We start from the raw sequence: 1,604 nt of genomic DNA, 5'->3' as shown, positions 1-1,604 counted from the left end.
GTACCTTCTCGTATATGCGGGCGACCCGGACATATATCGAGCGTCACGGCAAGCCGGTCGCCTTGTACTCCGATAAGCACAGCGCCTTCCGCAACAACACGGCCTCGGCGAACGGCGACGGCATGACGCACCTCGGGCGGGCGCTCCACGCGCTCAACATCGAGATTATCTGCGCCAATTCGCCTCAGGCCAAGGGGCGCGTCGAGCGGGCGAACGGCACGCTGCAGGACCGGCTGGTCAAGGCGATGCGACTGGAGGGCATCTCCAGCATTGAGGAGGCCAATGCCTTTCTCCCCGCCTACATGGCCCGCCACAACCGGCGGTTCGCAAGGGCGCCGTTCGACCCGCGCGATCTGCACCGGCCACTTGCCCCGCACGAGGACATCGAGGCCGAGATGGTCTGGCGCGAGGAGCGCACCGTCACGGCATCGCTGACGCTGCACTACAACAAGGCGATGTTCATCCTGGAACCCAACCGGGTCAGCTCAGCGCTGGCGCGCAAGCGGGTGCAAGTCTGCGAGTTCCCCGACGGTCGCATCGAGATCCGACACGAAGGCAACGCCCTTCCCTACCGGGTGTTCGACAAGATGCGGCAAGTGAACCAGGCCGCCATCGTCGACAACAAGCATCTGGACGCTGCCCTGGCCATGGCGCGGCTCATCCAGGAGGCCACCCCGCACCATCGCAAGCGGAACAACAACGAGCCCGCGCGCACGTCGCAGCGAGCGGGACTGTTCGCCGAGGCGACTTCCGCGCCCGGACCCAAGGTCGACCGGCGGACGCTCTGCACACCGAAGCTGAAGCGTGGGCCGCGTCTATCCAACGAGGAACTCGTTGCCCGCGGCATTGCCGAGTACGCCGGCTGACCCTCGCGGTGCTGACGGCCGCTCTCGACCCAGTTGCAGACGTTTGATGAAGCCGTCACCATCGGCACATGAGCGCGACCGACTACTTCCTCCCTGCTGCCGCCGACCAGCCCGATCTATCCGCGTGGGCTTCGCTGCTACCCTCACAATCTCGAGTCCTCCGCACCAGCCTCTTCGGCGATCCGTTCCTCGTTGACGGTGCTGGTGCGGTGCACATGTTGGACCGAGGTGGATGCTCGATAGAACGCATCGCTATGTCCGAAGAAGAGTTTTGGCGCATAATCCGAGACGATGAGCAAGGGTGGCAGCTACGTCCCCTGGCAGACGAGTGCCGGCGGGCTGGTAAGGTGTTGGCGGACGGGCAGTGCTACGCGTTCACTACGCTGCCGATTCTCGGTGGGGACTACAGCGCAGAGAACGTCTGGGTTGCATCTTGGGAGGAGTGGTTTTCCTTCAGCTCTGACCTCTTCAAACAGTTAGAGGCCCTGCCCGACGGCTCAACGGTGTCGTTGAAGGTGGTCGAGTAGCGAACGGCAGCTCACCACCAGGTTGCGACATTCGCTGGTTTGACCAAGCCCACTGCTGGCGCAGCGGGTCCGGGGCGTTCATCCGGACAGGGCAGTGCCACAGCGGGGTCAGCGCTGCGCTTGTGGATGGCTCCACGCTGCCCCCGCTGCTACCAACCGAGTGTCATTTCTAATTGGCGGCGAATGTGTCTTTTCTAACTGGCAGCAACAC

2 protein-coding genes are annotated in these 1,604 nt (G+C 63.8%); both read left to right on the top strand.

All coding sequences use genetic code 11. From position 1 onward, the window contains the following. The first annotated feature begins 14 nt into the window (after positions 1-14). Positions 15-866, top strand: coding sequence for a hypothetical protein (locus DVW87_RS17620; RefSeq protein ID WP_239017998.1), 852 nt, complete (start codon positions 15-17; stop codon positions 864-866). A gap of 68 nt (positions 867-934) precedes the next feature. Continuing rightward, positions 935-1,393 carry a T6SS immunity protein Tdi1 domain-containing protein gene (locus DVW87_RS17615; protein WP_114689070.1) on the top strand — a complete coding sequence of 153 codons (459 nt, stop codon included), beginning with the start codon at positions 935-937 and terminating at the stop codon, positions 1,391-1,393. The last annotated feature ends 211 nt before the right edge of the window (positions 1,394-1,604 follow it).

Source organism: Sphingomonas aracearum (genome assembly GCF_003345355.1).
Classification (GTDB): domain Bacteria; phylum Pseudomonadota; class Alphaproteobacteria; order Sphingomonadales; family Sphingomonadaceae; genus Sphingomonas; species Sphingomonas aracearum.
Note: the sequence above shows the minus strand (reverse complement) of the source record. Positions and strands in the feature narration are given on the sequence as shown.